The organism is bacterium Scap17, assembly GCA_013376735.1.
Taxonomy (GTDB): Bacteria; Pseudomonadota; Gammaproteobacteria; order Pseudomonadales; family Halomonadaceae; genus Cobetia.
Genome location: VINJ01000001.1, coordinates 2704978 through 2730495, shown reverse-complemented (window position 1 = coordinate 2730495; position 25518 = coordinate 2704978). Strand labels below are relative to the sequence as shown.

Below are 25518 nucleotides of genomic sequence, written 5' to 3'. Positions count from 1 at the left end.
CACGCCTCAGCGTGCCATCACCGGGCCACTTACTTGCACAGGGTGTAGCAGGGCACGTAATCGCTGCCCGGCAGCTTCATGCGGCCCTGGGCGACGAAGGAGGTGAGCAGGGCGTCGAGACGCTCCATCAGCTCGGTTTCGGCGGTCAGGCGGAAGGGGCCGTCGCGCTCGATCTCCTCGATGCCTTCCTTCTTGACGTTGCCGGCGACGATGCCCGAGAAGGCACGACGCAGGTTGGCCGCCAGTTCGTGCACCGGCTGGTTGCGGTGCAGCGCCAGGCCCGACATGTTGGCGTGGGTCGGCGCGAAGGGCTGCTGGAAGTGCGGCGCGATGTGCAGGCGCCAGTTGTAGTAGAAGGCATCCTGATGCTGGCGACGGAATTCCGCCACCTGGTCGATGCCACTGCGCATGGTGCGTGCCACCTCGACCGGATTGTCGATGATGATGCGGTAGCGCGAGCGCGCTTCCTCGCCCAGGGTGTAGGCGATGAACTCGTCGATCTGCTTGAAGTACTCGGCGCTGGACGCCGGGCCGGTGAAGATGACCGGGAACGGCAGCTCGCTGTTTTCCGGGTGCAGCAGAATGCCGAGCAGGTAGAGAATCTCTTCGGCGGTGCCCACGCCGCCCGGGAAGACGATGATGCCATGTGCGGTACGCACGAAGGCTTCAAGACGCTTCTCGATGTCCGGCATGATGATCAGTTCATTGACGATCGGATTGGGCGATTCGGCGGCGATGATGCCCGGCTCCGAGATGCCCAGATAGCGGCCTTCCTTGCGACGCTGCTTGGCGTGCGCGACGTTGGCGCCCTTCATCGGGCCCTTCATGGCGCCCGGGCCACACCCGGTGCAGATATCGAGATCACGCAGGCCGAGGTGGTAACCCACGTCCTTGGTGTACTCGTATTCCTCACGGTTGATGGAGTGCCCGCCCCAGCAGGTGACCAGACTCGGCTCACGCGAGGACTTCAGCGCCCCGGCGTTGCGCAGGATATGGAACACCGCATTGGTGGTGCCTTCGGTGGTCGTGAGATCGAAACGCGGGGTGTTCTGAATCTCGTTGGCCACATAGACGATGTCACGCAACACGCTGGAGAGATGCTCGCGAATGCCGCGGATCATCTTGCCGTCGACGAAGGCATCGCCGGGGGCATTGTCGAGCTTGAGGCGAATGCCGCGGTCCTGCTGCAGTACCTCGATCTCGAAATTCTTGTGTGCATTGAGCACCGCGACGCTGTCATCGGTCTGGCTGCCGCAGTTGAGCACGGCCAGCGCACAGCGGCGCAGGATGTCGTGCAACCCGTTGGAGGAGGTGTCGCGCAGGCGATTGACCTCATCCTGGGAGAGCACTTCCAGGCTGCCTTCCGGCGAGATGATGGTCGAGACCAGCATGGAGCTGGCATCACGTGAATAGGTCGTCGCTTCGCTGGTGACAGAATTCATGACTGTCTTCCTTGTGTCAGGCGCCCACGGTGGTCTGGGCGCGTTTCCGGGCTTCTGCCCAGAGTTCAGCAATGCGCTCGCGGTCGTCCACGCTCATGCTGTCCTGGGCAAAGGCGTGCTGCATCCACTCTTCAAAGGTGGCGTCAAAGTCTTCCGCGACCACATCCTCGGGATCGTAATCGGCGTTTTCCAGCACCAGTTCCACCTGGGGAATCATGTACCCCAGCGGGAACAGGTCATTTTCGGCACACTCGCTTTCCATGGCGAGCAGCGCCTTGTGAATGGCTTCGCCGCGTGCAGCCAGAGCATCAGACATCTAAAGCATCTCGTGTTTCGGGCCAGTCAGAAGATTGGCCAGGACAGGGGTAAAGCGCCGGGCCCGGGCGCGTCATCGTGACGTTGAACACGGCAGACGCAGCCAGGGTGGCAGCTGGCATTGTCCATGATGCTAACACGCGAGAGTGGCGGGGCGCAGCGCTGCGCATGGCGGCCAGCTCTGGTAGAATCATGTGCTTTGCGGGTCGGTGGCACCTGTGCTGACATGGCAGTTGCGTCATGCAGGTCGTCGCCGGCAACACGATGCGCCGAGTCGCGTCCCCCGTTCGTGAGTGGTCAGTGCCTTCATGTTCAACGCCCAGTATTTTCGTACCTTCATCACACTGGTGGAGACCGGCAGCTTTACCCATACCGCGCGCAAGCTGGAGATGACCCAGCCCGGCGTCAGCCAGCATATTCGCAAGCTGGAGCAGTATCTGGGCCGCTCGCTGCTCAATCGCCAGGGACGCAAGTTCTCGCTGACCGCAGCGGGGCGTCGCTGCTATGACTACTCCATCAAGCTGTTCGCCGAGCACACCCAGTTCATGCACTCGCTGGATGATGATTCCCCGGACAGCGGCGAATGCCGCGTGGCCAGTCCCTCAAGCGTCGGGCTGATGTTCTATCCGTTCACGCTGGGCTATCAGCAGCAGCATCCGGGGCTGACGGTCAGCTACAGCTTCGCCTTCAATTCCGAGATCGTGCAGGACGTGCTGGCGGGTCGTTTCGACCTGGGCATCGTCACCGAGCCGGTCAAGCATCCCGACCTGAACTTCGAGCTGTGGCATCAGGAGCCGCTGTGCCTGGTGGTGCCCGCCGACTTCGCCGGCAACAGTCTCAACGAGCTGATGGCGCTGGGCTTCATGAATTACGCCGATGGCGTCAACAATGCCAGTGCCTTGCTGCGTGAGAACTTCGCCGGCGAATTCCGCTCCATGAGCCACTTCCCGCAGCAGGGCTTCACCAACGATATCGGCATGGTGCTGGACGCCGTGGCGCGTGGTCTGGGCTTCACCGTCGTCTCGCGCACGGTGCTGGAGACCTCGCCGTGGCAACGTCAGGTGCGCGAGATGCCGCTGACCGAAGCCGTCTACGAGAACCTCTACATCGTCACGCGTGACAATGCCGAGGTGCCGCGCCGCTACGAGCAGCTGCTGGGTGAATTCCGCCTGCAGCGTCGCAATACGCTCTACGGCTACGCCGATGCGCCGGAAAGCTTCGACAACATGGACTTCGACAGTATGGTGTAATGCCTCGCGTCCATTGTCTGCGCCTTTCGAAAGCCCGCTCTTCATGAGCGGGCTTTTTCGTGTCTCACCGCCGTCATGTGCGCCGAGTGTTGCGTCGCCCTTTGTGCACCGCCGGGTTCCAGCCGCTGCCACCGTCTTGCGACCAAGGCCTGATGCGGGGGCGGCGTACTGCGTGGGATGCTGAAAGCCAGTGCCTGGTTATTACAGCCTTGGCTATTTCAGGCTTGGCTAGGTCTGCGCCTTGCCAGTGCCTTGTTTGCTCATTTCGTGGTGTCTTGCCCTTCAGGAGGTTCTGCCGTCGTGTCTTCATCCGGTTCTCGCTCCAGTTTCACGCCTCATGCTCCGTCAGCCTCCGCAGCCTCCACTGCTTCCGAGGCATCAGCCGCGCCTGTCGCAGCAGCTGCATCAAGCGAGGTCTTCTCGCTGCTGGCGCGTATGGAGGTCGGCGAGCTGACCCCGGAGCAGCACGCCGAGATCGCGCGCCGCTGCCGTTGGCCTGACTGGCAGTCGCGCCAGATGAGCGCCAGCCAGGCCGCCGAATTGATTCACGATGGCATGACGGTGGGCATGAGCGGTTTCACGCGGGCGGGGGAGGCCAAGGCGCTGCCGCTGGCGCTGGTCGAGAAAGCACGTCGCGAGCCGTTCTCCATCACGCTGATGACCGGCGCCTCGCTGGGCAATGACCTCGACGGCCAGATGGCGGATGCCCACATGTTGGCGCGGCGCATGCCGTTTCAGGTCGACCCGGTGCTGCGCCGCGCCATCAACGCCGGCGAAGTGATGTTCATGGATCAGCACCTGTCCGAGACGGTGGAGCTTCTGCGCAACCACCAGCTGAGCGACATGGACATCGCGGTGATCGAGGCCAGCGCCATCACCGCCTATGGCGGCATCGTGCCGACCACCTCGGTGGGCAACTCGGCCAGCTATGCGATTCTCGCCGACAAGGTGATCATCGAGCTCAATCTCGAGTCGCCGGCGGCGCTTGAAGGGTTGCACGACATCTATATTCCGCAGATGCGCCCCAGTCGGCAGCCGATTCCGGTGGTCGCGCCGGATTCGCGCATCGGCACGCCATATATCCCCATCGACCCCGCCAGAATCGCGGCCATCGTGCTGACCCGCGGCAGTGACAGCCCCTCGACCTGCACGCCCCCGGATGACGGCACCGAGCGCATGGCGGGCCATCTGGTCGAACTGCTCAAGCAGGAGGTCGCGCTGGGGCGCCTGACGCCGGCGCTGCTGCCGCTGCAGGCCGGCATCGGCAGCATGGCCAACGCGGTGATGAGTGGCTTGAAGGAAGGGCCCTTCGAGCACCTGACCATGTACTCGGAGGTGCTGCAGGATTCGACCTTTGACCTGCTGGATGCCGGCAAGCTCGATTTCGCCTCCGGCTCTTCCATCACCGTCACCGAGGAGCGTGGCCGTACGCTGTGGAAGGACCTCGAGCGCTACCGTGATCGCCTGATCCTGCGCCCGCAGGAGCTCTCCAACCATCCCGGTATCGTGCGGCGCCTTGGCGTGATCGCGGTCAATACGGCGCTGGAATTCGATATCTATGGCAACGTCAATTCCACCCACGTCTGCGGCACGCGGATGATGAATGGTATCGGCGGTTCCGGCGATTTCGCGCGCAACGCCCAGCTGTCGGTGTTCATCACCAAGTCACTGGCCAAGGGCGGTGATATCTCGAGCGTGGTGCCGTTCGCCAGCCACGTGGACCACACCGAGCACGATGTCGATATCCTGGTCACCGAGCATGGGCTGGCGGACCTGCGCGGTCTGGCGCCACGCGAGCGGGCGGTGCAGGTGATCGAGAACTGCTCGGACCCGAGCTATCGCCCTGCGCTGCGCGCCTACTTCGAACAGGCGTGCCAGCGTGGCGGCCACACGCCACATTGTCTGGAGCAGGCGCTGAGCTGGCATCGCGAGGTAGAGGTGAAAGGGCATATGCGCGCCATGCGCACGCTACCCGAGACAAGCCCGAGCCTTGAAGGAGCGGCCCCATCGGTGCCGGACGCCACTGCCTGAGACAGCACATCAGGCCGGGCAGCAATGACAGACAATAAAGACGAGCGCTGGCAGGCGGCCTACTGATCTAGGCCGTTTTCCAGGCGCTCGTCTTCGCATTCGGGGCTACCCATCTCGTAATCGCGGCACAGCTGCGGGCGCCGGTCGTAGATGGTGCACATCAGCGTTTCGCGGTCGACGGCGGCACACCAGCCATCGTCGAGACGGCGCATGACTTCGCCGCCCCATTCATCCTCGTCGATCAGGTAGTCCGGCACGCCGGTATCAGTGAGCAGAATGACCTCAAGCCGGCAGCAACAGGCCTGGCAATTGCTGCAGGCGATCTCGTGATTGGCAGGTGTCGCAGCACCGGCAGTGGCCGGCGAGACGTTGGTAATCGGAATATTCATCGGGTCAGGGTCAGCCACAGTGAGTCAGGCGCCAATATCGGCACGCTTCAGCCGGCAGTGAAACACACTCACGCACGGATTACTTGTAGACCTTGTCGATGCCTTTCCAGTAAGTCTCGGGATCACGATCGCGCGTCATGTCATACAGCTGATAGCGGCGGTTGAGGCGTGCGCCACCATCACGGGTCAGCGGTGCCCAGGCAAAGCCGGTGCTGCCCTTGCTGGAGGTGGTGAAGAAGGCATCCAGCGGGATGCTGACGTAGAGTCCCTTGTCGAAGCTACCCTCGCCGTAGTCATCGCCGGCATCGGTCAGGGTCGCCCAGGCGCCGACGCTGACCCCGTTGGAGAAGCTGCGCGACAGGTCCAGTGTCGCGCCGACATCGCCGGCCAGATAGCGCCCCACCGAGCCCTTGACCAGCACATCGTGCCAGCCGGACTGCCAGTAGGCGGTGGCGTGACCGGTGGTGACCGAGTAGTCACGCAGGCCGAATTGCTGGTCGAACTCGCGCTGGCGGACGCGGTTGATGTCCAGCCCCAGCGCCAGCGAGCTGTTCATCGGGCGATAAAGCAGCTCGGCGCCGACCCCGGCATACATCATCTCGAGAATGCCGCCGTAGGCCTGGGCGTACCAGTCGCGCCCGAATTGATGGGTGCGGTTGTACTGCAGGCTGGTGATGCCCAGGTCGGTTTCCTTGATGTATTCCCCGATGTAGGTACGCACGCGCGGCAGCTCGGAATCGGCGATGTACTCGTAGCTGTCGAAGTTGTCGGCGAGCTGATAGGTCGCCACGCCGGTGAACCAGCCATTGCGGTCGGTACGCCACAGGGCGTCCAGCTGCAGGTTGAGCTGATAGAGGTAGCCATCGGGGCCGCCGAAGTTCTGCTTGAGGCTCGGCGAGAAGCCCCAGCTGAAGCCGAACGGCTCGCGCGCCAGTTTGACGCCATCCCCTGTCGCCTGGCGTGTCTCTTCGTCGGAGCTATGAGGCGAGGCGGCATGGGCGGTGATGGAGTGCTCGTATTCGGCGCCGAAGCGACGGTCATTGGCGGCGGCCACGAAGGGCTGGCGCGGATGCTCATCTTCGCGCAGCGCCAGACCATTGCTGCTCAGGCGATAGCGGAAGGTGGTGATCTCGGCGGGCAGGCGGTTGTGCAGCACGCGGTTGGCGCGGCCTTCGGCCTGCAGGTCATCGCGGAAGCGCGTCGCCTCGGCCTCGACGATCAGGGTAGCGCCCTCGACCCGCAGCTGTGACACCTCAAGGCCGCTCTGGGCACGCAGGGTATCGGCCAGCGCGTCCCAGTCCACGTCGGCAAGACGCGGGAGATCGTCTGCCTGCGGGGCGTCAGTCGCGCTCGGCTCGAGCGGGGGATCTGCGGGCGCGCCGCCGAACGAGTCGAGTGTCAGCAGGCGGCCTTTCGCATCAGCTGAAGGCTCTTCATGGGCTGACGGCTCTGCCACCACGCCTGCCGGTCGGGTAGCGCTGGCGGTGGGGGCGGAGGACGCTGTGCCGGTTGAGGCGTTCGCGTTGAGCGAGCGCACGCGGAAGGCCTCGGGTGTCTGGTCGTTGCGATAACGACTGTGGGTGCTGGGAGCGACCGCTTCCGGCGTGCCGTCGTCCTTGGCCTGGGCGAGCCCGGCCAGATTGGTCGACAGCGACAGCCCCAACATGGCGGTATTGCCTCGCTCCCAGCCGCCATGCAGCGACAGGTTGTCATTGACCTTGACGGTCGCGCCCAGATTGACCGGTGAGTCCTGCTCGATCTCCACCGTCAGTGGCTCGTCGGAATAGTCGTTGCCTTCGTATTCCAGCATCAGGGTCAGCGGGTCCCAGGGCGTCTGGTATTCGATGCCGCCGAAGACGGCCGGGCTGCCGCTGAACATGCTGCCGAGCTGGAAGTCGCCGCCGTCATCGCTGGTCGAGTCACTGCGCGTCTCGAGGCTGCTTCTCACCACTGCCAGCGGATTGCTGAAGTCACCGCGCGTGCCCAGATAGCCCCAGCCGAGGCCAAGGCTGAAATCGAAGTCGCCGTAGCGCTTGCTGGCGACCAGATACTCGGAGCTGAACAGGCCCGTACCGCCCAGATCTCGCAGGCCCACCGCGACTTCGGGCTGATAGCGGCCTTCCTGCAGCAGGCGGAACTTGGTGTCGAAGGATTTATCCAGGTAGTCGCGGTCCGGGGCGGCCGCACCATAGCTGACGGTTTCCACCGAGACATAGCGAAAGCCCAGCTCCATCCAGTTGAAGGGCGCCGCGTTGACGCTGAACCGCTTGTAGGGCTGGGTACGGCTGTAGGTGAAGCTCAATTCGCCTTGGGGCGCAAAACGCGCCGTGGGCGTCTGCATCAGACCCACGCCACCGAAGTCGCTCTGGGATTCGCCGGTCGCTGCATGGGCGATCTGCGCGCCCAGCAATCCGCCCGCCATGCCGAGTGCCAGCCAGCCATTGCGTGCCAGGGCAGGGCGCTGCTCGGGGCTTGAGTGCGTAACGTGATTGGCAGGGCGAAAAGGACTCGACATGGGCGTCTCGCATGCACGCAAGCCAGGGGCTCACGTACGTGAATAAGGGATTGGGTTCGCGGTCAGGTGCAGTGTGCTGCGCCGGGGCAGCCTCGCCGGCTAGCGCGGGGGCGTCGGAAGCTTCGCGGCGTCCAGCTGCCAGCTCTGGCAGGCATCGCCCGGCAGGCGGCTGGCAAGCCAGGCCGGTAGCGCCTCGTTTACCCACTGCTGGGCGGTATCGATGCCCGGCGTGCTGATCACCACGCTGGCGCCGGGGGCAACGGGCAGGTCGGCGTCGCCGCTGGTCAGACGATTCCAGCTCGCCACCGGGCGGGTCAGCACCTGGCCCTGCGGCGTCACCAGGCTGACCTCGACGGCTGGCCCGATGCCGCCGGCAGCGGCGCGCTCGTCGATCAGCGCATCCAGACTGAGATTCGGCGTCCACTTGCGCTCGTGAACGCCGGTGGCATCCAGAATCACCACGCTGCGCGGCGCCTGACAGGCGCCGACCACCATGCCCGGGGCGATGCGGATCGCCTGCGGGCCGTCGCGCATGTCGCGGCGCGGGTCGAGCTGACCGGGCAGGCGTGCCACCACGGCGTCAGTATCTGGCGAGTGGGTACCTGACGCGTGGCCCTGCTCGACATAGGCCTGCCAGGCCTGCAATGCCTCGGCGTAACGCGCCTTAGGGCTGTCGTCCTTCGCGCCGACGGCGTAGCGCGCCGCGATCAGTTCGAGCTCGGCGCTGACGCGGTTGGCTCGCGCGGCCATCTGCTGGCGAATCAGCGGCGTGCTGACGAAGCTGTAGCGCCAATCCAGCGCTTTTGATGGCGCGAGGCCATCCCATTGCGACTGCAGCACCTGGCTGGCCAGCGGCGTGCTCGCGGCGCTGAACGGCAGCGGGGTGTCATCGGCGCTCGACAGGGGCGCGGCCAGTAGTGTGCTCAGTGCGAGCGGCAGCAGGAGGGCGGCGCTGTTCATACGGGCCAGTGCTGACAGACGGGCCAGTGATGAGAAGACGGGGATCACCATGCCTTGGCGACCTCCCAACCGAACCGCGGGCCATCGGGCCAGGCCGTCATGTCGGCCGCCCAGACGCGATTCTCGTCGCGCCACAGGTCATTGCGCGTGGTGCTGCCGTCGTCCCAGCTCAGAATCTCGCGGCAGTGCTGCAGTGGCAGTTCTGCCAGCGGCAGCGAATAGGGGGCGGCGGCCTCGCATTCGAGTCGCGCCATGGCCTCGTGTACCTGCATCACGGCGACGTCGTCCTGGCGCTGGCTGCCGGTGGAGGCGGCATCCTGACGTTCCAGCCGACGCGGGTAGGGGGACAGCGCACTGACACTGACCTGATAGGTCGTGCCACTGGCCATCAACCAGGCCGGACGCGCCAGAGCGCGTCCGGTAGTACTTTGCTCACGCCTGTCTGCCACATCACGCGCAAAGCCTGAGGTGGCGGACAGGACGCCATCACGCAATTCGACGATGCCGCGGTCGCGGCTCTCGAAACGCGCGATGCGCCCATTGCCTTCAAGCGTCGCCAGAACCACCAGCGCGGTGCTGTTGGCATGCTCAAGCTTGAGAGAGGCATAGGGCAGCTCGCTGGCACGTGTGGCGTCAAACTCGTCCTTGCCCATCACGTCACCGAGCGAACTCGAGACGATCTGGGCACAGCCGGAAAGCGACACCAGACACGCGAGGGTGCCGAATGCCGCCAACGACCTGCTGCGCAGGGCACGGGAGACCACCGAGGTAGCCGCCGTGCCCCGCGCAGGGCTTGAGAACGTGAAGCGTTGCGTCGCACGTGCCGTCTTCATCAGCGAGTCCCGGTTGAACCAGTGGTGCCGGTTGTCCCGGTAGTACCGGTGGTGCCGGTGCCGCCGCCGACGGTGCCGGTGGCCGCACCTGCAGCGACGCTGCCGCTGCTGGCGCTCGGCGTCACGCTGCCGGTGGCATTCTGGCTGGCAGTGCCGGTGCCGGCTGCGCTACCTGTCGGCACAGTGCCGGTAGTCCCGGTAGTCCCAGTGGTGCCGGTGGTGCCAGTCGTACCGGTGGTGCCGGTAGTCCCAGTGGTGCCGGTAGTCCCAGTCGTACCAGTGGTGCCGGTGGTGCCAGTCGTACCGGTGGTGCCGGTAGTCCCAGTCGTGCCGGTGGTACCAGTCGTGCCGGTCGTACCGATGGTGCCAGTCGCACCCTGAGGCGCTTCTTCTTCCGCGATGGCATTGCCAGCGAGAAGCAGGGCACCTGTCAGGCCGATGATGGCTCCCAGATGTGTCTTGCGCATGGATAACTCTCCTTGATGAGCATTGTCGGCGGTCAGCCGACCAGGGAGGGATGTCAGACCACGATGGGATGACTCAAGGACTGAGGCATCGGCGTCGAGGCTGCCAGCAGATGCTGGCGATCATCCAACCTGCTGCTGAAGATATCGATAGAGGAGAAGAGCGCCGTCCCTGACGCCATCCCTGGCATCCTCCGTGGCGCGACCTCGTCCTGAGGTGTTCCCGTCATGACCGTATTCCCTGGTCATGCACTTGCCGAAATTCATCGTTGCGCCTTGCTGTCTGCGCCTGACGGGCCTGTCAGGTATCAGCCGCCGAGCGGTTGATGCAGGAAGTCCTTCTCCGCACGGAGACATGGCCGATGAGTCACGGCAAAGCGAGGCTCATGTTAGCGAGAATATGTGAACTGTCTAGCGCGAAGCCTTGCGTATTATTCGCGTTGATGACTTGAGAATTATTTGTGTAAAAAAGAGTAATTGGGGTGTGGGTGATTGGCGACGTGACTGTCGATGATCCACTGGGCGCTACGCCAGACGGGGTCCGCGTGGCGACTGGAATCCTGTGGTTGAGTGTGTCGCATTGCCGACGAAACGGGGTTTGAGGTGTCTGTCATCGGCAACGCGTCTTTCGTGGAAGTGGCGACATCGAGCGTACTTGTGGCGCTACAAATCAATGTTTTTATTGGATTTTTGTAACAGGGTGCTGATTGGCGGGAGGCGTGTATCAGGTAAAATGCACGGCAGACAGGGTTTGGTCACCTTGCCAAGAACGCCACGAATGGCGTGATCCAATGCAGGGCGATGCCGCTGCATTGGTGTTACTGATTCATCGGCAAATCCTCTGGCAGCTCCATAGGTCGTGGGCTGTGGTCGAAAGAGGTGTGCCGCATTTCGGTAAAAAAACTACAGAAAGTTTGCTCTGCATTGGTGCTGAAGATATTGCCCAAATGACAGCAAGAGTGGCATGAAGGCCGCCATGCAGAGAGTGGTGTCAGAACCGTAAGTGGAAAGTAGATTGAATACACCTACCGTCTGAGCATCGTCGGTTGCGGTTCAGGGTCGTGTTCTGAGTATGTTGAACGATGCGCCTGCATTCTGACTGGGGATGACGGCGGGATACGACAAGCCATGTGCATGATTCATGTGGCGGAAATATCGCTGTAAGCGTTGCGGATCACACTGGCGCAGCGTGAATGAGGTCGCAGCTGCCAGTCCCAAGACGCCGAGACCGCCAGGGTCCGGTACCCAATGCACGAGGGCCCACCCTCGGCAGCCGCGTGACAGCCAGGCAAGGCCGGCGACACGCATGACGCAGCAGGAACTGAAGACGTTATCGAATCCATCCCGGCGGCCATGTGCGGCGGGGGAAGGCGCGATGATCATGGCACTGGGGTGCCGGGTCATCGCGCCTGTCGACTCAACGGACTTCAGATGAAAAATGCACTGATAGCACGACTTCTGGGCGCCAGCTTGAGCATCGGCGCCCTCACCGGGCTCGCCGGGTGCGTCTTCGCCCCTGGTGGCAACATCGACTACGACACCAGCGCTGCGCCGGTGGACGACATCGTCGATGTGGAGCCGATCACCTTTGGCCTGATCAAGGCCCAGGCGCGCGCAGACGCCGAATCACGTCAGTCCAGTGGCGATGACAGGCAGCGTCGTGAGCTTGAAAAGGCGCTGGCCCAGGAGCTCAACAGCAGCACGCGCGCCAGTCTGGCACCGGACTATCAGTACCGTGTCGGCCCCGGCGACATCCTGACCATCATCGTCTATGACCATCCCGAGCTGACCTTGCCGACGGGTTCCGAGCGCAGTGCGCAGGAAGCCGGCAACGTCGTGCATGCCGATGGCACGCTGTTCTATCCCTATGTCGGCCGCGTCAAGGTCAGTGGCATGACACTGGACCAGATTCGCCGTGATCTCGGCGAGAAGCTGCAGCCCTACCTCAATGCGCCGCAGATTGACGTCAAGGTCGCCGCCTTCCGCAGTCAGAAGGTGCGGGTCACCGGCGAGGTCCAGTCGCCCGGCGTGCAACCGATCAGCGATGTGCCGCTGAGCCTGCTGGACGCCATCGCGGCGGCGGGCGGCCTGTCCGACGACGCCGATTGGCACAACGTGGTGCTCAAGCGCAATGGCGAAGAGACCACCATCTCCCTTTATGAGCTGCTGGCCGAGCGCAATGGCGCCAATGACGAGGCGGGCGATGATCGCCTGCTCAAGGATGGCGACACCCTCTACGTGCCGGACGTCGGTACCCAGAAGGTGTTCGTGATGGGCGAGGTGGACAAGTCCATCAGCCTGCCGCTGGGCAGAAGCCCGATCTCGCTGACCGATGCCATCGCGCGTGCCGGCGGCATCAAGGAAAACTCCGCCGATGCATCGGGCATCTTCGTCATCCGTCGTGATCGTGAAGACCCCGAGAAGCTGGCCACCGTCTATCAGCTGGATGCACGCAATTCCACGGCGCTGATTCTGGGTGCGGACTTCGGCCTCAAGCCGCAGGACGTCGTCTATGTCACCGCTGCACCGGTCTCGCGCTGGAACCGTGTGATTACCCAGCTGCTGCCGACGGTGAGCTCCATCTACTACAGCACCGAAATCCAGGACAACCTCGATACCCTCGGCCAGTAAGGCGAGGGGTCGTCAAGGCGTCCCTGCCCGGCACCGCCGTGGCCGGGCAGGACACCAGGAGAGTGACCCAACGATGTCGAACCGCAATTCCCACACCACGCGTCAGGCCTCGGCCAGCGAGTCGTCAAGCGTGCCCGCGCGCACCAGTCTCGATCTCGGCCGCATGCTGGGCCAGCTGTATGACAGCCGTCTGACGCTGGCGCTGATCACCGGCACCTTCACCGTGCTGGCAGTGCTCTACGCGCTGCTGGCCACGCCGATCTACAAGGCCGATGCGCTGGTGCAGGTCGAGGAGGGCGGCGGCAACATGAATCCGCTGCGTGACGTCTCCAGCCTGCTGCGTGGCGAGGCGCCGCCGTCCGAGTCCGAGATCCAGATCATCACCTCACGGCTGGTGCTGGGCGAGACGGTCAAGAAGGAACAGCTGGATCTGGTGGTCAAGCCGTATCAGTACCCGCTGATCGGCACCTTCCTGCGTACCCACGAATTCACGCGTCCGAGCTGGCTTGCCGGGTCCAGCATGGTCTGGGCCGGCGAGTCGATCGACGTGGCAAGCCTCGAAGTGCCGGCGGCCTGGGATGACGTGCCGCTGACGCTCGTGTCGCTGGGAGAGGGCGGTGAGTACGAATTGCAGTACGACGGCGATGCGCTGGGCACCGGTGTGGTCGGCGATACCTCACGTTTCGATGGCCCGCTGGGCGAGGTGACGCTCAAGGTCAGTGCACTGGACGCGGCCAGAGGTGCTGAATTCACGTTGATGCATCAGTCGACCCTGGAAGCGACCAATGCGCTGCGTTCGCGCTTCGCGGTGGCCGAGATGGGCAAGGAAACCGGGGTGCTGGGTCTGGCGTTGGTCGGCGAAGACCCGCTGCGCACCCAGCAGACCCTGCAGCGCATCACCGATACCTACAAGCAGCAGAACATCGAACGTCAGTCCGCCGAAGCCGAGAAGTCGCTCGAGTTTCTCAAGAAGCAGGTGCCGACGGTGCGTGAGCGTCTCGAAGTGGCCGAGAACCGTCTCAATGCCTATCGCGGCAAGAGCGATAGCGTGAATCTGGATCTCGAGACCAAGTCGGTGCTCGAGCAACTGGTCAATATCGACAACCAGATCAACGAGACCCAGCTGGAAGAAGCGGAGCTGTCCGGCAAGTTCAACCCCAGTCACCCCAACTACGTGGCACTGCGCAAGAAGCGTGCGGACCTGCAGCAGACCCGCAAGGAGCTGGAGAAGCAGGTCGGTGATCTGCCGGACACCCAGCAGGAAATCCTGCGTCTGGAGCGTGAAGTCGAGGTCAATCAGCAGATCTACGTGCAGCTGCTCAACAAGACCCAGGAAATGAACATCGCCCAGGCCAGCACCATCGGCAATATCCGCATACTGGACGAGGCCGTTGCTCAGCCGCATCCGATCAGCCCGCGCAAGGCGATGATCGTGGTGATCGCGACCCTGCTGGGCGGCATGCTCGGGGTGGTCTTCGTGCTGCTGCGCTCCATGCTGCATCGCGGTATCGAGACGCCGTCGGAGCTTTCCGACCTGGGGCTCAATGTCCACGCGACCCTGCCGCTCTCCGAGGAGCAGGCACGCCTCAACCGTCGTCTGGCGCGTGGCTTCAAGCGCTTCACCGGTCGTGGCGTCGCCACAGCGGCCAATGACAACGTCGCGCCGGGGCTGCTGGCGATCCGCAACCCGGCGGATCTCTCCATCGAGGGTCTGCGCGGCCTGCGCACCAGCCTGCACTTCGCGATGATGGAAGCCCCCGACAATCGCCTGATGATCTGTGGCCCGAGCCCGGGCATCGGCAAGAGCTTCGTGTCTGCCAACCTGGCCGCCGTCTGTGCCCAGGCCGGCAACCGGGTGCTGGTCATCGATGCCGACATGCGCCGTGGTCATGTCCATCAGAGCATGGCGGGCGTCTCGCCCAGCGACGCCGCGCCGGGCCTGAGCGACTTCCTGCTCGGCAAGGCCGACCGCGACAGCATCGTGCGTCACATCACCGATCCGAGTCTGGCGATGTCCGAGGCCGCCGCTGCGGCGCTTGGCGAAGGGGCGGCCGCCAATGGCGCGCCGAGCAACCTGTGCTACGTGGCGCGCGGCACCTCGCCCTCCAACCCGTCGGAGCTGCTGCTGCAGTCACGCTTCAGCGATTTCCTCGACTGGGCCAGTGCGAACTTCGACATGGTCATCGTCGATACGCCGCCGATCCTGGCGGTTACCGATGCCGCCATCGTCGGCAAGCAGTGCGGGGTCAGCGTGATGGTGACGCGCTTCATGCATAACTCGCCCAAGGAAATCGAAGCGGCGCTGGAGCGCTTCGCCTCCAGTGGCGTGCATGTCGATGGCGCGATTCTCAATGCCGTCGAGCGCAAGGCCACCACGACCTACAGCTACGGCTACAGCTATCACGATTATCAGTACCAGAGTGGCGCCAAGGGTTAGCGGCCACTTGCATTAGAGCCCGCGAACCCGATGTCTGAGACTGCGTGCCTCGTTGGCAGTGGGGATCGGCAGTCGAGGCGAGAGCCGAGGCGGTACGGGTGAAGCATCGGGTAGCACGCTGTCGAGCGACGACACCAGCGGCTCCGAGCGTGATGAACGGAACCACAACACGAACGCAAGCCAAGGGGGTAACGGCATATGAATACCACGACGAACCATGCAAGCTCCGGGCTGGAAGGGCGTCAGCGCCACTCCCGCATGTACGAGCGACTGATGTTCAACTCGCTGTGTCAGGCCATCGTCGGTCTGATTCTGGCAGTGGGTGTCCCGCTGCTGCTGATCAATGGCCTGCGCCCGTGGGTCAGCGAGATGCGCATGCACAGTGTCATCGCCGCCAGCGGCGGCTTCCTGCTCGCATTGCAGGCGATTCGTCACATGTCGCGCTACCCCGGCGCCAAGGCCTTCGCCTACGTGCTGCCGGCCATCACCATCAGCTATCTGCTGGCGATGAGCGTGCTGATCGCGCTGGATCTGCGCTTCAGCCGCATCGTGCTCGGCAGCTCGTGGCTGGCGGCGATGCTGATCTGCTCCATCGGCTTCTGGGCCGAGCAGCGCACCCGCATCCGCAAGCTGGCCGTGGTGCCCTTCGGTGACTATCGCAGCCTGTTCACCACCCGTGGGGCACGCTGGAACCTGATGCGTGCGCCGAACCTGGGCGAAGAGCGCTACAACGGTGTGGTTGCCGACCTGGAAGCCGAGATGCCGGCAGAATGGCAGCGTTTCCTGGCCAACTGCGTGCTGCATCGCATTCCGGTCTATGACGCCAGCGAAGTCCGCGAGTCGCTGACCGGGCGTGTCGAGCTCGATCAGGTGCGTGAGAACAGTTTCGGTCAGCTGGCCCCCAACAGTGAATATGAGCTGTTCAAGCGTCTGTTCGACATGCTGGCCGTGCTCGCCGTGGCACCGTTCGTGCTGCCGATCTGCCTGGTGACTGCCGTGTTGATCCGCCTCGATTCCCCGGGCGGCGTGTTCTTCGTCCAGGAGCGTGTCGGCCAGGGCGGTCGTCCGTATCGCATGTTCAAGTTCCGCAGCATGTGCCACGACAGCGAGAAGACCGGTGCCCAGTTCGCCCAGGCCAACGACATGCGCGTGACCCGTATCGGTCGCGTGATCCGCAAGACCCGCATCGATGAGCTGCCGCAGTTCATCAACGTGCTCAAGGGCGAGATGAGCCTGATCGGCCCGCGTCCGGAGCAGGTCAAGTTCGTGAATGAATTCGCCGAACAGATTCCGTTCTACAACTACCGTCACGTGGTCCGCCCGGGCATCACCGGCTGGGCGCAGGTCACTCAGGGCTATGCCTCTGACGCCGACGAGACCCGCGAGAAGCTCGAGCACGACTTCTACTACATCAAGCGCTTCTCCGTGTGGCTCGACCTGCTGATCGTCGGCCGTACCATCAAGACCATGCTGACCGGCTTCGGGGCACGCTGAGCATGCTGACCGTCAGTGGCTATTACGTCGGCTTCATGGCCCTGCTGGTGGCAATCCTGCCGCTGGCCGCCAACGAGCGCACCCGCATGGTGGGTGCCTGGTTGGCCGGTGGGCTGTGTCTGGCGTTCATGGCATTGCGTTACGACGCAGGGTACGACTACTTCTCGTACCGCCAGATGGCCACCTGGCAGGTCGACCTGAGCTTTCTCGAGCCCGCACCTGCTGCCCTGGCACGCATGGCGCGGGCCTGGGGCGAGCCGCAGCTGTTCTTCATCATCACCGCCATCCTCTACGTGTCGTGCTTCGTCTCGGCACTGGTGATGAGCCGTCGCAATCTGGCCTGGTGCCTGCTGTTCTTCGTCTGCCTGCCGCTGATCTATCTGTCGGCCTTCGGGTTCGTGAAGCAGCACGTGGCGATTGCGCTGTTCATGCTGGCGATGGCGTGCCTGGAGCGCGGCATGCGGCTGCCCGCGCTGGTGCTGATGCTCGTCGGCACCAGCTTCCACTACACCCTGGCACTGTATCTGCCACTGCTGGTGATCTATCCGCTGTTGCGCCGCGCCTACCCGTTCTGGCTCTACCTGGGGCTGCTGCCACTGTGCTTCGTGTCCGGGCCGCTGGCCAAGAGCATTCTCAGTGCGCTGGGCCTCTATGCGCATTATTTCGAGGATTTTTCCGGCGGTGGCGAGAAGCTCTACGTCATCTACCTGTTGATCTGCCTGGGGACTCTGGTGCTGTGGAAGCATTTCCGCCTGTCACTGGACCCCTGGGCCTTCAACCTGATGTTCATCGGCGTGGCGCTCTACACCCTGTTCATCACCTACGGTGAGCATGTGGCACGTGCCAGCTATTATTTCCTGCCGTTCGCCATCTTCGTCATCTGTGACGTGATCGAGCATTTCCGCGACAAGCTGTTGCCCAGCCTGATCAGCGGTGCGCTGATGATGGCGCTGTTCTTCATGTCGCTGAAGGTGGCGGCCGGCAATCAGGACCACGATTTCTTGAACAACTACGAGTTCTATTTCCTGAGCGATGAAGCCCTGGTCGTCGGCAACGGAGGCCAGTCATGAGCGAAGCGCTGATCTTCTCGCTGTTCAATCTGATGGCGCGCGGCCTGTCCTCCGCGGCGGGCCTGCTGCTGGCGCGTGCCGTGGCGCCGGAGGCCTTCGGTGAATACGCGCTGGCTCTCAACTACGCGGTACTGCTGGGCGTACTGGCGCGTATGGGCGGCAATGAGGTGTTGCTGGTCACCCGCGATGGTGCCAGCGGCGCGGCACTGCGCCGCTGGATGGGCGTCGGTATCTCGCTGTATGCCTTGCTGGCGATCGGCTTCGCCGTCGGCATCGCGCCGCTGCTGGGCCTGTCGGCCTTCATCTTCGCCTTCTGTGCGCTGCGCGCCGCGGCGGAGCAGGTCGGCCTGCAGATGATCAACTCGCGCCTGCAGCGTCAGGAGCGTCTGGGGCGCGTCAATCTGATGACGGTGCTGATCTCGCTGGCGGTGGCGATCGCGGTCGCCTGCGCCGCGGGCCCGGCGCTCTATCATCAGGGCGTCGAGCTTGTGATCGGCGCCGAGTTCAGCGCTGACCTGACCACCCCCGCCGGCATGTTCGGCCTGGCGCCGGTGCCGACCTTCGTGACGGTCAGCGCCATCGCGCTGGTCATCGTGATGGCGCTGGGCATGTGGCTGTCGCGTGATGCGGCAGCGGATGCCCGGGCCGATGTCGACGCGGCGGCTGGCCAAGAGGGCGTGGGCCAAGAGCGTGCGGGCCAGCGCCGCCTGCCGAGCAAGGCCGATTTCGCGCGCGGTCGCGGCTTTCTCTACAACAACCTGATGTCGTTCGCCTACCTGCAGGCCTGGGTGATTCTGGCCGGGCTTGCCTTTGCGCCCGCTCAGGTGGCCAGTGTCTCGGTGGTGACCTCCATCGTGTTCGCACTCTATGTCTTCCCCACCAGCCTGTATCGCTACTACCTGCCCAAGCTCACCCACGGTGATGCGCGCCTCAAGGAGTACCTGGTCATCGCCAGTGGCTTCGCGCTGCCGGTGGCGGGAGGGCTGGCGCTGATCGCGCCGTGGCTGGCGGAACACTTCCTGAGCGGCGCCTACCCGCGCCTGACCCTGACGCTGCGCGCCTTCGCGCTGGTCTATCTGGTGCACGCCTTCGTCACCTGCGCCTTCACGCGTCTGGCCGCGCTGCGCCTCAACGGCAAGCGCCTGCTGTGCCAGAGCACCGGCGCCACGCTGGTGGTCGGCGGCGGGCTTGCGATCGCGGCGCTCAATCACTCGCTGGGCAACGCGTCCGGTGACACCGGCAGCCTGTTGGGCGTCGATCTCTACCGCCTTTTCCTGTGTGTGCCGGTCGCCGCCGAAGTGGTGATGCTGGCGATGGCGATCCTCTTCCAGCCATCACTGTCCCGTGGTGGCAAGGCACACGAAGACAACGCTGCGGCGAGAGCCTGACCGGGCTTCACGCGCGCAGCAGGAATCGGAAGGTCAGCATCTGTGACTTCCGGTTGATGACATGACGGCGATGCCGGGCATTCAGACACAGCCCTCAGGCATCGCGCGTTGCGAATCGCGACATTACGGACAGAAGGACGAACAGCATGGCCAAGATATGCATGACGCACGGATGGCATGACGACAACAAGGGCGACTCCGCCATCCTGATGGGCACCATCGATTTTCTCGATCAGTTGATCGATGCCGAACAGGGCCGCAGTGATGTGTCCGGCGCCGGTGTGGCCAAGGCCGAAGGCCACCGCATCGACATCCTGCCCATCGATGATCAGGTGTTCGCCACCGAGCGCGGGCCCTTCCGCCATATCCGTCGCCGCTACCGTGAACGCGTCACCGTCGGCCAGCCGTTGATGCCGCCGATGCGTGACAAGCTGCGCTTCGTGACCTCGCTGCTCGGCCTGGGCGCCAAGATGATGTTCGGCAAGCAGGGCAAGAGTGGCAACGACATCATCGACGCCGCGGACCTGGTGGTGGTGAAGGGCGGTCATATCTTCCACAACGGCAGCTTCAAGAAGACGCTGTCCTCGTGGCTGGCACTGATCGGCTATCTGGCGCCGGTGATGCTGGCCCGCAAGGCCGGCAAGCGCGTGCTTCTGCTGGGTCACTCCTTCGGCCCGTTCAAGACCCCGGCCCAGGAGCGCTTCTTCCTGCGCACCCTGAGCGATTGCCTGGTGGTCTCGCGTGAGGAAATCACCCACGCCATGACCCAGAAGGCCGACCCGAAACTGCCGCATGCGCTGCTGGGTACCGACATGGCCTTCGCCATGGCCCCGCGTGCCAGCGACGAGCATGCTGCGGTCAAGGCGCCGAATGGCGTGGCCTCGCCGTACGCCGTTATCACCCTGCGCGACTGGTGGGGCCTGGATCAGCAAGCCTTCGCCGAGCGTGTCGAGGTGCTGTCGCGCTCACTGCTGGAATCCCGCGAGCGCCTGGGCATCGAACGCCTGCTGGTGGTACCGCACGTGCTGGGCCCGACCGATATCGAGAATGACCAGCGCATCTCCCAGCTGGTGTTCGATCATCTGCAGAAGGCCTTGGCCACGGCGGGCGGCGAAGACCTCGCCACGCGTATCGAGCTGGTGCAGGGCGACCCGAGCCCGGACGCGCTGGTCGATCTCTACCGCGATGCCCAGTTCCTGGTCGGCACCCGCTTCCACTCGGTCATCTTCGCGCTGATGTCCGGCACGCCGGTCTATGCGCTGTCCTACTGTGGCCCCAAGGCGCCGGGCATCATGCGTGACTTCGGTCTCGGCGACAGCGTGCAGGACATCGAGAACTTCGACCCGGCACGCATCGTGGCCGATATCGAACAGCTGGTCGCCGACAAGGCCTTCCCGGCGCTGGCCGAGCGCGTCATCGCCGAGAAGCTGGCGATCACCGCCGACATCACGCGTGACTTCCTGTGCCGTGCACCGGGGCGCGCCGGTGTCTGGGGCCAGCGTGAGCTTAAGCTCAATGACGCTGCCTTCCCGGCCCCGGTGGCACCCGAACCAGCCACTGCCGAGGCGGCCGCTCCCATGGCGGCGGATGCGCCTGCCGGTGACGACAGCGCAACTGCCGACAACAACAGCGCGACTGCCGCTCATGACAGCGAGCCTGTCGTGCGAGGAGCCTGATATGGCACATGTCGCTCTGTTGATTCAGGACATCAGCGCCTGTGGCGGCGTCGAGAAGGTGATGCATGGTCTGGCGCGGGACCTGAGCGTGAGCCACCGGGTCACGCTGGTCTCGGTGCGCGAAGGCGAGCCTTACTGGGGACGTCTGGAGGGTGTCGAGTATCGCACCCTCGGGCTGCCGGCCACCGGCACGCGCCAGAACTTCCGCCATTGGGTGACGCATCTGCGTCGCCTGATGCTGGAGGAGCGGATCGAGGTGATGATCAGTGGTTATTTCGCCTTCCATCTGGCGGCGCAGCTGGCGGCACGCGGTACCGGTGGCGTCGATGGCGAGGGGCGTCCGCGTCCACGCACGCGCATCATCGCCCAGGAGCACAGCGCCTATCACCACGACCGCCGTGCCAAGCGCATCGTCAAGCAGCTAGCCTATCGCCATCTCGACGTACTGCAGGTGCTCAATGAGGTCGATGCCGAATGCTGGCGTCGCCGTGGCCTCGCGCCGACGGTGATTCCCAATTATCTGGATGACCAGCGGGCAGACGAGGCACGCAGCGGCTGCGAACATCAGGTCGATGTGGTGATGGTCGGGCGTCTGGCACCGATCAAGCGCCTCGATCTGGCGATTCGTGCCTTCGCGAATTCCGGGTACCGTCGCGGTCGCCTGGTGGTGGTCGGTGACGGCCCGGAGCGTGAACGTCTGCTGGCGCTGTGCCACGAGCTGGGACTGCGTGTCTTCCAGGGCGCCAACGACAGCACGGTGCCTGCCGGCACTCAGGTGCTGTTCACCGGCGCGCTCAGGGATGTCTCCCACGAGCTGCGGCGTGCACGCCTGCTGCTGCTGACCTCGGAGCGCGAATGCCTGCCGATGAACGTGATCGAGGCCAAGCGTGAGGGACTGCCGTGCCTGTCGCGCCCGGTGCGTTCCGGCCCGCTGGCGCTGATCGAACATGGCCGCGACGGGATGCTCAGCGCGGAACCGGATGGCAGCGGGGATGCCGCCATCATCGCGGAGCTTGCCCACGAGCTGGCGCGCCTCGAGTTCGATGACGAGCTTCTGCTGCGCCTCTCGAACGGTGCCTGGCAGAGCTTTGACCGCTACAGCGCGCACGCGGTGTTGCCGCAATACCAGCGTCTGATCTCGCGTCTCGCGCCGCCGACGCCCGGCGATGCGGCGACTACCGAGCAAGCGCATCAGGACTCATCCGCAGACACGCGCCCAGACACACACTCGCGTCGCGTTCAGCGACAGCCGCTTGAGGAGAAGGCCCATGGCTGATGTCTCCGTCATCATGCCCAACTACGGCTATGACCGCCGCCTGCATGCCGCCGTCGACTCGGTACTGGCCCAGAGCGAGCCGGTGCGCGAGATCCTGATCAGCGACGATGCCTCACCCGACGGTGCCGCGGCGCGCCTGCGAGATGATTTCGCGGCGCTGGACACCTCTGGCGTCGAGATCCGCGTGCTGGAAACCGACACCAACGGTGGTCCGGGCCGAGCACGCAACCGTGCCATCGCCGAGGCCAGGGGCCGCTACATCGCCTTTCTGGATGCCGACGATGCCTGGCTGCCGGAGAAGATCGAGCGTCAGATCGCCTTCATGCAGGACACCGGCGTCGGGCTTTCCTATACCGGCTACGAGATGGTCGATGAGCAGGGCGCGCATGTCTCGTACTTCGCGCCGCCCGAGCGCCTGACGCGCGACGACATGCTGCGCTCCAACTCCATCGGTTGCCTGACTGCCATCTATGACGCCGGGCGCTTCGGGCGCTTCTACATGCCGACGATCCGCAAGCGTCAGGACCTGGCGCTGTGGCTGATCATCATCGATCAGCTGGGCCCGGCGCAGGGCATGCCCGAGCCGCTGGCGCGCTATACGCGCCGCGAGGGCAGCGTGTCGTCCAACAAGTTCAAGGCCGCCGCCTATCAGTGGCGCCTGTATCGTGAGGTGCTGGGGATGGATGTGATCAGCGCCAGTCGCAACTTTGTCCATTACGCGGTGAACGGTTATGCAAAACATCGTTGAACAGGATGTCGCTGCGTCCGCGACATCTTCCACCGAGTCCGCGGCGGCTTCCCGCCACGCCGATACTGGTGCGCAGACGACCCTCGACTCGCGCCCGCGCGTGCTGGTCGGAGCCCGCCAGGTGGGTGACAGCGCGCGTCGCCAGGTGCCGGAGTTGACCTTCCTGATCTCGACGCTGGATGACGGCCTCTATCGTGTGCCGCGTCATGATGCGCTGCCCGGAGCGCGTTTCCTGATCGTGCATCAGCTGTCAGACCCCGCGCGCCGCGAGCAATACCGCGAGTACGCGCTGGCCAATTTCGATAGCCGTTTCGAGTACCTGGCGATCGACGGGCGGGGGCTGTCGAAGAGTCGCAACACGGCGCTGGCCGCCTGTGCCACGCGCTACGCCTATGTGCTGGATGACGACATCGAGCTGCATCCCCAGGCCGTCGCGCTGGTGATGGAAGCCTTCACCTGCACCGAAGCGGCCGCGATCAGCTTCCCCCACGTCAAGGCCTTCCCGCTGCATGAGCGGGACCCGGATCGGCCCGCGCCGCCGGTGTCCTTCAAGGCCCACAGCCTGATGTCACTAGCGCGCGTGCGCTCGGTCGACATGGCGCTGGACCTCTGCCAGTTCCATGCACGCTTCGATGAGCAGTTCGGTCTGGGCACCGATCAGCCCTCCGGCGAGGAGTTCATCGTACTGAGCGATGCGCGTCGTCAGGGCGCGCGTCTGATGCGTGCCAATCTGGGCATCGTCGCCCATGCGGGGGTCACCTCCGGCAGCGACTTCTACAGCACGCCGGCCAAGGCGCGCACCAAGGGGCGCATGTTTGCCCGTGCCACCGGCAGTCGTTTCTCGCCGTTGTCATTGGCCTTTTTCCTGCGCAAGGCGCCGGTGGCGTTCAGGCATGGCCACCTCGGCACCTTCGCGAGGCACTATTTTCGCTGACATCGGCGTGCCTCGCTGACATCGCGCGCTTTTCATCAGCGCTGACATTTTCCCGGCTGTCTCGGCCTTTCACTCTTGAGACAGCCCGTGCCCACTCGCTGACATACCCGTGGACAGCCCCGTTGGCGTTGACGCCGACGGGTTGGGGAGCCTCGCGCGCTATTCAGCCTGAACGTCACGATATGACCCCTCGGGTCGCTCTCAATACACGCTAGAGCCATATGGCAGACAAGGACGATATCAATGAAGATCACGATTTTTGGAAGCGGTTATGTCGGTCTGGTCACGGGTACCTGCCTGGCCGACGTCGGCCACGACGTAGTGTGCATGGATGTGGACGCCGCCAAGATCGAGGGGCTCAAGCAGGGTGAGATTCCCATCTATGAGCCGGGCCTGGAAGGCATGCTGCTGCGCAACGTGGAAGCCGGTCGCCTGAGCTTCACCACCGACGCGCGTGAAGCCGTCGAGCATGGCGTGCTGCAGTTCATCGCCGTGGGCACGCCGCCGGATGAAGACGGCAGCGCCGACCTCAAGTACGTGCTGTCCGTCGCCACCACCATCGGCGAGCACATGAATGACTACAAGGTCATCATCGACAAGTCCACCGTGCCGGTGGGCACGGCGGACCGCGTCAAGGCGCGGGTCAAGGACGTGCTCAAGGACCGTGGTGCAAGCGTCGATTTCGATGTGTGCTCCAACCCGGAATTCCTCAAGGAAGGCGCGGCGCTGGACGACTTCACGCGTGGCGCGCGCATCGTGGTCGGCACCGATTCCGAAGCGGTGCGAGAGCGTATGCGCGAATGCTACGCGCCCTACAACCGCAACCATGAAAAGCTGATGTTCATGGATGTGCGCGCCGCCGAGCTGACCAAGTACGCCGCCAACGCCATGCTGGCGACCAAGATCAGCTTCATGAACGAGATCTCCAACCTGGCCGAGCGCCTGGGCGCGGACATCGAGGAAGTGCGCCGCGGCATCGGCAGTGACCCGCGTATCGGCTACCACTTCATCTATCCGGGCTGTGGCTATGGCGGCTCCTGCTTCCCGAAGGACGTCCAGGCGCTGGCGCGTACCGCAAGCCAGGTCGGTTATGACGCCGAGCTGCTGACCGCTGTGGAATCCGTCAACAAGCGCCAGAAGGTGACGCTGTTCGACAAGCTGTCGCGGGCCTTCGATGGCGACCTCAAGGGCAAGACCATCGCTGTCTGGGGCCTGGCCTTCAAGCCCAACACCGATGACATGCGTGACGCGCCGAGCCGCACGCTGATGGAAGCGCTGTGGGCCGCTGGCGCGACCGTGCAGGCCTATGACCCGGAAGCCATGAAGGAGTGCCGCCGCATCTACGGCGAGCGTGATGAGCTGGTGCTGGTCGCGGACCGTCAGCAGGCGGTCAAGGGGGCCGATGCGCTGGTGGTGTGCACCGAGTGGAAGGAATTCCGCACCCTGGATGGCGAGTGGCTGAAGGCCCAGCTCGGCTTCCCGGTGGTGGTTGATGGCCGCAACCTGTTTGAGCCCGCCTCCATGAAGGCCGCTGGCCTGATGTACTACGCGGTCGGTCGTGGTGACACCCTGCTGCTGAATCAGGCTTGAGCTTGCGGCCTGGCATCACAGCCCGGGCGTCATTGCTCAAACGTCAGTGCTCAAGCATCAAGGCTCAAGCAGGCA

The 25518-nt window shown here is 64.3% G+C and carries 18 protein-coding genes and 1 pseudogene; 13 read left to right on the top strand and 6 right to left on the bottom strand.

Features of this window, described 5'->3' with window-relative positions; genetic code table 11:
* Positions 1-29: 29 nt before the first annotated feature.
* Together FLM52_11530 and FLM52_11525 are read right to left on the bottom strand one after the other, a co-directional pair.
* On the bottom strand, positions 30-1391 hold the full coding sequence (locus FLM52_11530) for an LOG family protein (protein ID NVN56413.1): 1362 nt from the start codon (positions 1389-1391) through the stop codon (positions 30-32).
* Between the two features lie 67 nt (positions 1392-1458).
* Positions 1459-1758, bottom strand: coding sequence for a hypothetical protein (locus FLM52_11525; GenBank protein NVN56412.1), 300 nt, complete (start codon positions 1756-1758; stop codon positions 1459-1461).
* Positions 1759-2065: 307 nt separating this feature from the next.
* Here FLM52_11525 and FLM52_11520 point away from each other — a divergent pair, with 307 nt between their 5' ends.
* Together FLM52_11520 and FLM52_11515 are read left to right on the top strand one after the other, a co-directional pair.
* Positions 2066-3007, top strand: a complete 942-nt coding sequence (locus tag FLM52_11520; GenBank protein NVN56411.1) for a LysR family transcriptional regulator — start codon at positions 2066-2068, stop codon at positions 3005-3007.
* A 435-nt stretch (positions 3008-3442) separates the two neighbouring features.
* Entirely contained in the window at positions 3443-5038 is a 1596-nt protein-coding gene (locus tag FLM52_11515) for an acetyl-CoA hydrolase/transferase family protein (protein ID NVN56410.1), read from the top strand.
* A 59-nt stretch (positions 5039-5097) separates the two neighbouring features.
* Here the strand turns inward: FLM52_11515 and FLM52_11510 are convergent, their stop codons facing one another.
* From FLM52_11510 to FLM52_11495, 4 genes are all read right to left on the bottom strand, one after another.
* On the bottom strand, positions 5098-5427 hold the full coding sequence (locus FLM52_11510) for a YkgJ family cysteine cluster protein (GenBank protein NVN56409.1): 330 nt from the start codon (positions 5425-5427) through the stop codon (positions 5098-5100).
* Positions 5428-5506: 79 nt separating this feature from the next.
* On the bottom strand, positions 5507-7942 hold the full coding sequence (locus FLM52_11505) for a YjbH domain-containing protein (protein NVN56408.1): 2436 nt from the start codon (positions 7940-7942) through the stop codon (positions 5507-5509).
* Between the two features lie 99 nt (positions 7943-8041).
* Positions 8042-8953, bottom strand: a complete 912-nt coding sequence (locus tag FLM52_11500) for a hypothetical protein (protein NVN56407.1) — start codon at positions 8951-8953, stop codon at positions 8042-8044.
* A complete protein-coding gene (locus FLM52_11495) occupies positions 8947-9735 on the bottom strand; it encodes a YjbF family lipoprotein (GenBank protein ID NVN56406.1) in 789 nt (262 codons plus the stop codon). Before FLM52_11495 ends, FLM52_11500 begins: the two co-directional genes overlap by 7 nt.
* Between FLM52_11495 and FLM52_11490 the strand changes: the two are divergent.
* The 11 genes and pseudogenes from FLM52_11490 to FLM52_11440 all read left to right on the top strand — a co-directional run bounded on the left by FLM52_11490 (position 9712) and on the right by FLM52_11440 (position 25443).
* Positions 9712-10107: pseudogene (locus FLM52_11490) on the top strand (hypothetical protein). The gene FLM52_11495 and the pseudogene FLM52_11490 overlap by 24 nt on opposite strands.
* 1523 nt (positions 10108-11630) lie before the next feature.
* Complete coding sequence (locus FLM52_11485) at positions 11631-12830, top strand: polysaccharide export protein Wza (protein ID NVN56405.1); 1200 nt, start codon at positions 11631-11633, stop codon at positions 12828-12830.
* Between the two features lie 73 nt (positions 12831-12903).
* Entirely contained in the window at positions 12904-15267 is a 2364-nt protein-coding gene (locus tag FLM52_11480) for an AAA family ATPase (GenBank protein NVN56404.1), read from the top strand.
* A 258-nt stretch (positions 15268-15525) separates the two neighbouring features.
* Positions 15526-16761 carry a sugar transferase gene (locus FLM52_11475; GenBank protein ID NVN56403.1) on the top strand — a complete coding sequence of 412 codons (1236 nt, stop codon included), beginning with the start codon at positions 15526-15528 and terminating at the stop codon, positions 16759-16761.
* A gap of 2 nt (positions 16762-16763) precedes the next feature.
* On the top strand, positions 16764-17831 hold the full coding sequence (locus tag FLM52_11470; protein NVN56402.1) for an EpsG family protein: 1068 nt from the start codon (positions 16764-16766) through the stop codon (positions 17829-17831).
* Positions 17828-19219, top strand: coding sequence for a hypothetical protein (locus FLM52_11465; protein NVN56401.1), 1392 nt, complete (start codon positions 17828-17830; stop codon positions 19217-19219). Before FLM52_11470 ends, FLM52_11465 begins: the two co-directional genes overlap by 4 nt.
* Positions 19220-19365: 146 nt before the next feature.
* Positions 19366-20895: a hypothetical protein gene (locus FLM52_11460; protein ID NVN56400.1), complete on the top strand. Its 1530-nt coding sequence runs from the start codon at positions 19366-19368 to the stop codon at positions 20893-20895.
* Complete coding sequence (locus FLM52_11455) at positions 20474-22171, top strand: glycosyltransferase family 4 protein (GenBank protein ID NVN56399.1); 1698 nt, start codon at positions 20474-20476, stop codon at positions 22169-22171. Before FLM52_11460 ends, FLM52_11455 begins: the two co-directional genes overlap by 422 nt.
* Positions 22062-22919 carry a glycosyltransferase family 2 protein gene (locus FLM52_11450; GenBank protein ID NVN56398.1) on the top strand — a complete coding sequence of 286 codons (858 nt, stop codon included), beginning with the start codon at positions 22062-22064 and terminating at the stop codon, positions 22917-22919. Before FLM52_11455 ends, FLM52_11450 begins: the two co-directional genes overlap by 110 nt.
* Complete coding sequence (locus FLM52_11445; GenBank protein NVN56397.1) at positions 22903-23853, top strand: glycosyltransferase family 2 protein; 951 nt, start codon at positions 22903-22905, stop codon at positions 23851-23853. The genes FLM52_11450 and FLM52_11445 overlap by 17 nt, the downstream gene beginning before the upstream one ends.
* A 243-nt stretch (positions 23854-24096) precedes the next feature.
* Positions 24097-25443, top strand: coding sequence for a UDP-glucose/GDP-mannose dehydrogenase family protein (locus tag FLM52_11440; GenBank protein NVN56396.1), 1347 nt, complete (start codon positions 24097-24099; stop codon positions 25441-25443).
* Positions 25444-25518 lie beyond the last annotated feature (75 nt).

Bases quoted from the DNA above. Each gene is read 5' to 3' on its own strand.
- FLM52_11530 (NVN56413.1), bottom strand. From the start codon at position 1,391: ATGCTGGTCTCGACCATCATCTCGCCGGAAGGCAGCCTGGAAGTGCTC.
- FLM52_11465 (NVN56401.1), top strand. From the start codon at position 17,828: ATGAGCGAAGCGCTGATCTTCTCGCTGTTCAATCTGATGGCGCGCGGC.
- FLM52_11510 (NVN56409.1), bottom strand. From the start codon at position 5,427: ATGAATATTCCGATTACCAACGTCTCGCCGGCCACTGCCGGTGCTGCG.
- FLM52_11470 (NVN56402.1), top strand. From the start codon at position 16,764: ATGCTGACCGTCAGTGGCTATTACGTCGGCTTCATGGCCCTGCTGGTG.
- FLM52_11480 (NVN56404.1), top strand. From the start codon at position 12,904: ATGTCGAACCGCAATTCCCACACCACGCGTCAGGCCTCGGCCAGCGAG.
- FLM52_11475 (NVN56403.1), top strand. From the start codon at position 15,526: ATGTACGAGCGACTGATGTTCAACTCGCTGTGTCAGGCCATCGTCGGT.
- FLM52_11450 (NVN56398.1), top strand. From the start codon at position 22,062: ATGCGGCGACTACCGAGCAAGCGCATCAGGACTCATCCGCAGACACGC.
- FLM52_11515 (NVN56410.1), top strand. From the start codon at position 3,443: ATGGAGGTCGGCGAGCTGACCCCGGAGCAGCACGCCGAGATCGCGCGC.
- FLM52_11440 (NVN56396.1), top strand. From the start codon at position 24,097: ATGAAGATCACGATTTTTGGAAGCGGTTATGTCGGTCTGGTCACGGGT.
- FLM52_11520 (NVN56411.1), top strand. From the start codon at position 2,066: ATGTTCAACGCCCAGTATTTTCGTACCTTCATCACACTGGTGGAGACC.
- FLM52_11495 (NVN56406.1), bottom strand. From the start codon at position 9,735: ATGAAGACGGCACGTGCGACGCAACGCTTCACGTTCTCAAGCCCTGCG.
- FLM52_11460 (NVN56400.1), top strand. From the start codon at position 19,366: ATGGCCAAGATATGCATGACGCACGGATGGCATGACGACAACAAGGGC.
- FLM52_11525 (NVN56412.1), bottom strand. From the start codon at position 1,758: ATGTCTGATGCTCTGGCTGCACGCGGCGAAGCCATTCACAAGGCGCTG.
- FLM52_11485 (NVN56405.1), top strand. From the start codon at position 11,631: ATGAAAAATGCACTGATAGCACGACTTCTGGGCGCCAGCTTGAGCATC.
- FLM52_11455 (NVN56399.1), top strand. From the start codon at position 20,474: ATGCGCTGTCCTACTGTGGCCCCAAGGCGCCGGGCATCATGCGTGACT.
- FLM52_11445 (NVN56397.1), top strand. From the start codon at position 22,903: ATGCAAAACATCGTTGAACAGGATGTCGCTGCGTCCGCGACATCTTCC.
- FLM52_11500 (NVN56407.1), bottom strand. From the start codon at position 8,953: ATGGTGATCCCCGTCTTCTCATCACTGGCCCGTCTGTCAGCACTGGCC.
- FLM52_11505 (NVN56408.1), bottom strand. From the start codon at position 7,942: ATGTCGAGTCCTTTTCGCCCTGCCAATCACGTTACGCACTCAAGCCCC.